Here is an 8,670-nt window from a genome sequence, read left to right as displayed (position 1 = left end):
CCGGGCCTGCAAGGCCCATCATGCACAAGGCGCAGACCGCCGCAGGCCCTCATCACGCATTCAAACGGCTGCTGGCGCCCACTCGTCCCTATTGGGATTCGTCAAACATGGGTTGTGAGAGGCTCCCAGTGGTAGCAGAACACTTGCCGCACAGGCTCGCCATTGCTTCCTGCACGCACCACTGCCGCATGCGTCATACGGTGCTGCGCGTCGTACCGGAAGTGCTGCTCGGTATGTGCACTGATGCGCTATATAAAATTCATCTTGGCATAGATTACTTATCTAATTCCCAAAGAATTTAAAATCGCAATCATGGAATTTTATAAATATTCGCCCATCGGACAATGCGATCTCATGACTCAATAAGCCATCCTCACTAATTGTAATTTCATCTATCAACCATTCGCCATGAGTACTTTCACCCAAAGGCCAATTAGTTTTTCTTTTTCTCACAAGATATGATTGAACGCCATAGTAAAAAATTTCAACCTTACCACCATACGCCCCCTCTAATTCAATAGTCAAACCAATTTCAGACGAGTCATTTTTTAAAAATTCTTTTGCGGTTATGCTATTGATTTTTGCATCATGGGGGCATTTCTCATCGCGATGATCATAATGCCAATCAGCGGAGGCAAAAGCATATGCTTTCACAGGAAACTTATCTTTATTATTCTCTAGATATTTTCCATAACCACTACTATCCAAATAGTAGCCGGATTTCGTGACCTCACATTTAACTATTTTCACTTCATTGATCCTTAGCAACCTGGCTTTGGGGAAACTCCGGAACTACCTCCTGCACGGATTTTTTCTGTGTATTCCCTGACGGCACGTCTACTACCAGGTGTTCCCTTTGCCGGCAATCCACCATTTTTTCTCAATTCATCCACATTAATTCCATTTAAAGCATTAAATACCTTCTCAGGTATTACGACCTGATTTCCCTTTGTGCCGTGCTTATTGAAAAAACCATCTGGCCCATATACACCTACTTCCTTTCCATTAGGTGCATAAACGTGAGTTTCGAAGGAGGTTCCAGATGAAGTATTAAATCTATCTGTCCTGCCTCTATAGCCATCGGGGAGCGATATCGGAGCTTTTGTATTTGGCGCCAGCCCCCAAGGATCAACCCAAGCAATCGGATTAGGCGCATATTGGTGCAGATTCATCCCGCCCGCCAACCCAATCGGGTCCGGCGTCGTGAATGCTCCCACCTCCGGCTCGTAATACCGGAACGTGTTGTAGTGCAGTCCCGTCTCGCGATCCAGGTATTGCCCCTGCATGCGCAGGTTCTGCGGCGCTGCCGCTTGCCCGCCGGCAATGGCCTGCCCCAGCGGCCGCCCCACGTCGTCGAAGGCCTGCCAGCTTTCCGTGACGGCACTTCCCCAGGTTTTGTACTGCGCCCGCCAGACCAGGTTGCCCCGGTGATCGCTCAACTCTTCCGGCAGCCCGTTGGGCTGGTTATGAAAGTAGTACACCTGCGCATTGGGCACGGCTGTGTTGCTGCCGGAGTTGTGTTCCGGTGGCAGCGCGTTGGATGTGCCGCCTTCATCCGCGTCGTTGGCCGCCACCACGTTGAACCGGTCTCCCCAATCTGGATTCGTCGTCGGAACAGACTGTGCCTTCCCCTCTTTCGCATTCGCCCCGAAAGCATGCTGCGCCGCGGGGTGGGGCTCGATTCGTCCCAGACCGTCAATGCGGGCCAGCGGGCTGTAGCTTTCAGGCTCGTACAGGTACGTGCTGGTGCTTTCACCCCGGCGCTCCTGCAGCAGCCGCATGCCCTCCCACGTGAACAGCGTGGCACCGAAATCATCCGACTTGGCGATTCGCCGCCCCAGCGCGTCGTAGTGGTAGCAGAACACTTGCCGCATCGGCTCGCCATTGCTTCCTGCACGCACCACTGCCGCATGCGTCATACGGTGCTGCGCGTCGTACCGGAAGTGCTGCTCGGTATGTGCACCGATCCGCTTGCGGATCAGCCGGCCGAAACCGTCGTAGTCGTAGCGCTTGTCCTCCAGCACCTTCACCCGGTTGTCGCGCACCCAGCCACGCCCCTGCGTCACGAGTGCGGCGGCCTCCAGGGCGGTGATCCGGTTGCCTGCCGGGTCGAAGTGAAAGGATTCGTTGAGTTGCGGCTGTCCGGTGTGCTGCGCACTGGTCACGCGGCCACCCGCGTCATAGTGGTAGCGGGTCTGTCCGTTGCGGCTGTGGTGAAGGCTCTGCAGTTCGCCGTTGCGGTCGTAGTCGTAGCGCTTGAGCAGGGTGTCATCCAGGCCCGGCTGCTGCAGCCGCGTGTTCCACTCGGCGCTTTGCGGGCTCCACTGGCCAGTGCCATTGCCGACCCGGAGCATGGCCGGGCGTACCCAGGCCGCGCTTCTGCGGCCTGCACCGTCGTAGGCGAACCGGCTGGCCAACCGCCCCTGCGTGCGCAGCACTTCTCGGTGCAGGTCGTCGCGCTCGAAGTCCGCCACGATGGCGCCGTCCAGGTTGATCTGGTGCAGATGCCCGCTGCCGTAGTAAAGGTGGTTGACGGTACGTCCATCGGGCAGCACCGTGGCAATGCGATTGCCCAGCGCGTCGTACTGGTAGCGGACGGTGCTGCTGTGCGGGGCGCCGGGCACCACAGGGTGCACCGCCGTTTCTTGCAGCAATTGGCCCGCCTTGTCGTACTGCCATGCATGGCGCGACAGCAGTTGCCCATCCGCGGCTTTTTCTTCCGCCTGCATCAGTTCCCCGGCCGGGCCGTACGCGTACAACGTGTGCGTCTGCACTGCGGCCCTTTCGGCCTCTTCGGCCTCGCCGGCAAGGGGTGCCACCGTTTTTTGCACCAGTTGGCCGCCTGCGTCACGCACCAGACGGGTGTGAACCGGCTGTACCGGAGCATGGCCCGGCACTTCGTCACCCCCGCCGGGCATGGGGTATTCCGTCACCCCGACCACCTGGCCTGCAGCGTCACGTTCCAGAACCTGCCGGGTTCCGTCGATTCGGATTTCGCTGACGAGCCGGTCTGCGGCGTCATAGGCGAACTGGTAAGCCTGTCGGTTTTCGTTGATGAGAACGGCCAATCGGTGGGCTGCGTCGTAGCCCAGTTGGATGTTGCTGTGCTGCGATCCCACGGTGCGGGTGCGGCCGATCAACTGGCCGCGGGCGTTGTAGCTGTAGCTCGTGCCATGCCCCATCGCGTCGGTGGCGATGACGCACTGGCCCGCCGCGTTGTATCGGTATTGGTAGGCGCTGCCATCGGGCAGCGTGATGCGCAGCAACCGGCCTTGCGCGTCGTGTTCGGTGCGGGTCGATTGCCCCAGCGCATCCGTTTCCGTCAGCGGATGGCCGCGGCGGTCATGGGTAAAGCGGGTGGTCTTTCCCGAGCAATCGGTGTAGGCCGTCAGCAGGCCCCGGGTGTCCCACGCCAGTTTTTTTCGCCCGCCATGGGCGTCGGTGATGACCAGTGGCAGGCCGCGCTCATCGTTGGCATAGGTGGTTTGCTGCCCCAGAGGATCGGTTTCGCCGAGCAGGTTGCCGTAGTCGTCGTAGCGGTATTTCCAGGCGGCGCCTGCGGCATCGATGCTCGACTGCAGCAGGCAGGCCGGGGCCGGTGTCCACCGCATGCGCTGGGTACGGCCAAGAGGGTCGGTCTCAGCGGTGACGTTCCCTGCGTCGTCATAGGTCCACGTCGTCGTTTGGCCCATGGGATCGGTGTGCTGCAAGAGCTGCCTGGTGTCGCTCCATGCCTGGGTCCAGACACGGCCCAGGGCGTCGGTGTAAGAGACGATCTCGTGATCGGCATTCCAGGTCCAATGCTGGGTTCGGCCCTGGGCATCGGTAACGCCGGTGGTCCGCCTCGCCAAGTCATACGTGAACTGATATCGCTCGCCGTCGTCGGTCCAGTGCTGCACCACCCGAAGGTGCGGGCCCTTGCGATCGCCCAGCGCGGCATCGAACCGCTCCCACGCATAGTGGCAGACCAACCCCGTGGGCAGGCGGTGGCTGATCATGTGGCCCTGGTCGTAGGCAAAGCGCCGGACGACTTCACCGTTGCGGTCGATCACCTGCGCGAGTTGGGACTGGCCGGCATCTTGGTGATGCCGGTAGCGCACGAGCACTTCCGGTGTTTCGTCTTCCGCGCCGATGCGCAGCACGACCTGCCGCAGTCGGCGGCTGCCCTCTGCATATTCGAACTCCAGCAGCCGGCCCGTGCTGTCCGCCACATGGGTCAGCCGGTACTGCGCGTCGTAGCGCAGGGCATGGAAATTGCCGTTTCGGTCCTCGATGCGCCGCAACTGCAGCACGCCCTGGCCTCCTGTTCCGCCCGGCACGGCATCTTCAGGTGCACCGAACCACTGGTATTGGCCATCGCCGGTCACCGCAAAGTAATCACCGCCCTCGCTGCGGAAAACGCCGAAACCTTCCGCCACGCTGAAATGGCCCTCCCCGTGCGCCGGAGCGGCAAAAGTGACATCGCGCCCGTCCATATCGAAGTAGGTGACCGTCGGCTCCCCCTGCGCATTGATGCCCAGGTGCAGTTGCACACAGTAGGGGGTGCTCCAGCCTTGGCCGAAGGGGCCTTGCGTGCGCAGGTCCAGGCTGTTGTAAGTGCGCTGCCAGACGATGGGCAGCACGCCTGGCAACACGAAATCCAGGTCATTGCCATCCGATAGCAGCTTGGCCCCGGTCGCGATGTGCACGGGATTGCTCAGAATGGTGGGCACGGTCATGGCGGCCGAGCCGGCTGCCTGTGCCGCTTTCATCAGGCAGTCGATGTTCTTCAGGACGGCCCTGGGGTCTTTGGCCATCTTCCAGAAGCACTTGACGTTCTTATAGAACCGGCGGGCTTCGAGCACGAAAAGTGCCGCACGCAAGGCGAACGACACTTCGTCGTCGTAGTCCCGCACGGTTTCCGGTTCACCGCCGATGAAGACGTTGGCGGACCCTTCATGGATCGACGCTCCGCAAATGACCTTGTCGCCTTTGCGCGCTGCCAGTGCGTCGTTGATGATGGTTTGCTTAGGGCCCTGGGCCGCTCCTTGCGCAATCAGGTTGACGGGTTTGATGGTGTGCTTGCCGCATTCGACCTCGTCCAGCGGCACCTCGTCGGTCGCCCGAGCGGCACCCTTGCCATTGATGATCACGTCCTGAGAGGCCGTCAGGATCTTGCCGGTGACCTCCCAACTCTCGGGAACGATCGCATCTGCAATCTTTTCGCCGATGGCTCCACCTGCCATGCTGACTGCCACCGAAGCCAGCACACCGGTGGCCACCACGGCGCCCACCAGAATGGGCGCAGCCAGCCCACCGCTGACCACCGTGCCAACAGCGGCCACACCGGCCGCCACGCCCGCCGCAATGGTGCCGGCGCAGACCGCGCCCAGAATGGCAGCGCCGGCAGCGATGCCCACCACTTTTGCCAGCAGCCGGGAATTGGCATTGCTGTGCGCGATCGGGTCATGGAGACGGGCAGCTTGCGGGAATTGGCTCATGGATGGTTTGGCAAAAGGCGATTTGCACGGTGCGCATTGGCACGGGACTGCAAGGCAACGGATGCCCTGCCCAGCGGCAGACTCACTCGCGTGGCTGGAAGCTGGCGCAGATGGTTTTCCAGCGCTGCGTTTGCGTGTCGGTGATGGGCGCCACCGACGCGGCCGTCAACACCAGCACCCGGACTTTGTCCGGCAGCAGCCACGAGCGCTGGCGCTGATAAACCCATTGGCCGTTTTGCTTGAACTTCTGCGAAACCTCCAGCCCGATGAGTGCATCCTGGGCTGCAGATTTTTGCTCGTGCCTCTCCGTGATCTCGAAATCCTTCACCTGCAGGGTCACGGACTTGATCTGGCGCTCCATGAAAGCGCCATAACTTTCGCCCGCTTCGAGGCGGTCGCGGGTCACGATCAAGCTCAGGTCCAGCCCGCTCGTGCCCGTCATCAGCATGTTCATGCTGTTGTCCTGAAGGCCTGCGGGCAATTCGAACGTGCCCTCTTGGATATGAAACTGCATTCCGTGCTTTCGGTTTTATGGGGGAAGAAGCGATCGATCGGCGGGCGGCGGCCCGCCTTACTCACCGGATGAGCAATTGAGTTGAATGGGCGCGCCGTGCACGTCCAGCAGTTCAGAAAGATCGATGAGCCCGTTCTTGCCCTTGATGACGACCACGCCCTGGTCGGTCAGCTTGATAGACGCCTGGCCTTCGCCCTCGCCAATGGTCAGGGTAATGCTCTCGCCCGCTTGCAAACGGATGTGCTTGGCGGCCTTGATGAGCACCGAATCGCTGGTTGCCTGCACATTCACATTCTGGTTTCCGATGACCGATGCCGTATCGGCCTTGGAGGCCAGCGTGATGTTGTGCTGGGCGGTCAAATTCATGTTGCCCGTTTGCGCTTCTGACGCGACATCGCCCTGCGCGACCGTGTTGCGCTGGCCGCCTTCGGACACGTGGGTCAGCATGCCGCTCTTGGCCAGTTGCGTGAGCTGCGCGCCGCTGGAGACGGTGATGTGCTCCTTGGCATGCATGGATGCGCTTTGTCCCGAGCTGATGACGATGGGCTTGGGACTGATCATCGAATGCCCCTCTGGGCTCACGATGGAGACGATCGGCTTGGTGATGTCCTTGGACAGTTCGCGCAGTGCCTGCGCCTGCGGCATGGCGGGGTCGGTGTTGGAGGGCAGCAGCATCTCGGGCCCGCCACCACCGCCGTCGCCGCCCGCCCCGCCGCCGAACGCAGACAGCGCCGCGGCGGCCTTGGACAACGTCGAAACCGCTGCCTTGCCTCCGGTCATGGCGGCAATGCCTGCGCTCAGTTCCATCATGTGCGAAGTCTTGAGCCCGTTGATGGCACCGATGGCGCTGTTCATGGCGTCCACCGCCTGTCCGGCTTCCTGCATCAACGCCGCAGTCCCCGCCAGCCCGTCCCCCAGCTGATCGAACCCATCCGGATTGTTGTTCGCCACCTTGGAGGTGAAGTCCTGCGGGTACGTGGTGATCAGCAGGCCCTTGTCCGCCCGGATCGAGCCCCACAGGTCCGTGCGCAGCTCAAAGCCGTACCCGCGCTGCGAGCCGCTGCCCTGGTGCATCAGGTAGCCCATGTTCAGGTACGTGTTGCCGTAGGTGTTGGACAGCTCCAGGTGTTCGATGCCCTTCTTGTCCTCGAAGCGCAGCATGCTCGCCCCGCCGCCGCCCTTGCTCCAGCGGGTGAGCGTGCCCGACTGCGTCTTGTTGTCCGGCAGCTTCCACGGCGGCATCTGGATGCCGTTGTAGACCCGCCCGGTGATGATGGGGTAGTCGGGATCGCCGTTCAAAAAGTCCACGATGACCTCCTGCCCGATGCGCGGGATGTGGATGCTGCCGTAGTTCAGGCCCGCCCAGGGGTGGGACACGCGCACCCAGCAGCTGGAGTTTTCGTCCATGGCGCCGATGCGGTCCCAGTGGAACTGCACTTTCACGCGGCCGTACTGGTCGGTCCAGATTTCTTCGCCGGGCGGGCCGACGACCACGGCGGTCTGGGGGCCGGTGGTCTTGGGCTTGGGCGTGGTGCGCGCCGGGGTGTAGGGCAGGCTGGTGGGCTGGGCCTGCAGGGTGAATTTCTGGAACGAGCCTTCTTCCTGCGGCGTTCCCTTGGGGCCGGGCGCGACGGCGCTGACCTGGGGGTTTTCCTTGAAGTGGTATTGCAGCCCGGTCAGCAGGTACTGCTGGTTCTGGTCTTCGCGGGGGTGGTTTTCCAGGGTGAAGGTGTAGCCGGGGGCGAGCGCCCGGTGGCGCGATTCGCCGTGCACGGTGCTGTGGCCGGTGAGGCTCGATTGCAGCCGCGAGCGGGCGTAGTTCTCGCCGTCGCTGAATTCGGTGTAGCCGCCGGGCCACTCGTACATTTCGTGGCTGTCGTGCGCGTGGCCCGGTGGGGTCTGGCGCATGTTGGACAGGTCGGCCTTGGGCCTCTTGAAGTCGTAGTCGTCGTTGTAGTGCCGCGCGGACTTGATCTCCTGCGCCAGTTGCCAGGCGTGGATGTTCTCCTTGTCGGCGACCGCGGCCTTTTCGGGCGGGTAGAACGGGATGACGGCGGCACCGGGCAGCGGGCTGTGCGAGGCGACGATGTCGTCGGCCAGGGTGAGCACGTGCTGGCCGGCGCTGTGCTCGTGAAAGTAGTAGATGCCCTCGTGCTCCATCAGGCGCGAGACGAAGGCGCAGTCGGTCTCGTTGTACTGCACGCAGTAGTCCCAGGTGCGGTAGCTTTGCGTGAGCTTGCGCTGCAGCGGGTAGCCGTATTTGCCGAGCACCTCTTCGATGATGTCGGGCACGGTCTTGTTCTGAAAGATCTTGAAGTCGCTTTGCCGCGTGGCCAGCCACAGCCAGGGGCTCAGGCGGGCCTTGTAGGTGTAGAAGCGGTGGTCCTGGCCCTGCAGGCCGAAGCGGGTGACGATGCCGTCCAGGTAGCGGCGCCCGCCCCCTTCGGTTTCCACCACCACGGTGGCGCTTTTACCCAGCAGGGCCTTGGGATCGATGGACTTGCTCTCGCTCAGCAGGTCCACGTCCAGGGAGAACAATTCGCTCAGCGCTTCTTTGCCCTGCAGCTGGCGAAACTGCAACTGCTCGCCCAGGGGCGTCTGGATGGTGACTCGGCGTGTCATGGGTGCAGCGGCCTGTCAAGGCCGGTGGGTCGGATTGGAATGGGCCGAATGATA

General features: G+C 61.8%; 5 protein-coding genes. 1 reads left to right on the top strand and 4 read right to left on the bottom strand.

Annotated features, from left to right (window positions below; all coding sequences use genetic code 11):
- Nucleotides 1-302, top strand: a 302-nt coding sequence (locus AVHM3334_RS18345; RefSeq protein ID WP_284414695.1) for a hypothetical protein, incomplete at its 5' end; no start/stop codon positions are given.
- On the opposite strand, the gene AVHM3334_RS18340 is transcribed toward AVHM3334_RS18345, so the two are convergent.
- From AVHM3334_RS18340 to AVHM3334_RS18325, 4 genes are all read right to left on the bottom strand, one after another.
- Nucleotides 283-750 carry a hypothetical protein gene (locus tag AVHM3334_RS18340; protein ID WP_284414693.1) on the bottom strand — a complete coding sequence of 156 codons (468 nt, stop codon included), beginning with the start codon at nucleotides 748-750 and terminating at the stop codon, nucleotides 283-285. The two genes, AVHM3334_RS18345 and AVHM3334_RS18340, sit on opposite strands and share 20 nt — an antisense overlap.
- Nucleotides 751-761: 11 nt before the next feature.
- The gene (locus AVHM3334_RS18335; RefSeq protein WP_284414691.1) at nucleotides 762-5,480 is read right to left on the bottom strand and encodes an RHS repeat-associated core domain-containing protein; all 4,719 of its coding nucleotides are present in this window, start codon (nucleotides 5,478-5,480) and stop codon (nucleotides 762-764) included.
- A gap of 82 nt (nucleotides 5,481-5,562) precedes the next feature.
- Nucleotides 5,563-5,994 (bottom strand): DcrB-related protein, encoded by a 432-nt coding sequence (locus AVHM3334_RS18330; protein ID WP_284414690.1) that lies wholly within the window; start codon nucleotides 5,992-5,994, stop codon nucleotides 5,563-5,565.
- Between the two features lie 57 nt (nucleotides 5,995-6,051).
- Entirely contained in the window at nucleotides 6,052-8,616 is a 2,565-nt protein-coding gene (locus tag AVHM3334_RS18325; protein WP_284414688.1) for a type VI secretion system Vgr family protein, read from the bottom strand.
- Nucleotides 8,617-8,670 lie beyond the last annotated feature (54 nt).

The sequence above is a fragment of the Acidovorax sp. SUPP3334 genome (assembly GCF_030159055.1).
Classification (GTDB): domain Bacteria; phylum Pseudomonadota; class Gammaproteobacteria; order Burkholderiales; family Burkholderiaceae_C; genus Paracidovorax.
This window is presented reverse-complemented; position numbering and strand designations above follow the sequence as displayed.

Coding starts and splice junctions, on each gene's coding strand:
- AVHM3334_RS18335 (WP_284414691.1), bottom strand. CDS start 5,480: ATGAGCCAATTCCCGCAAGCTGCCCGTCTCCATGACCCGATCGCGCAC.
- AVHM3334_RS18330 (WP_284414690.1), bottom strand. CDS start 5,994: ATGCAGTTTCATATCCAAGAGGGCACGTTCGAATTGCCCGCAGGCCTT.
- AVHM3334_RS18325 (WP_284414688.1), bottom strand. CDS start 8,616: ATGACACGCCGAGTCACCATCCAGACGCCCCTGGGCGAGCAGTTGCAG.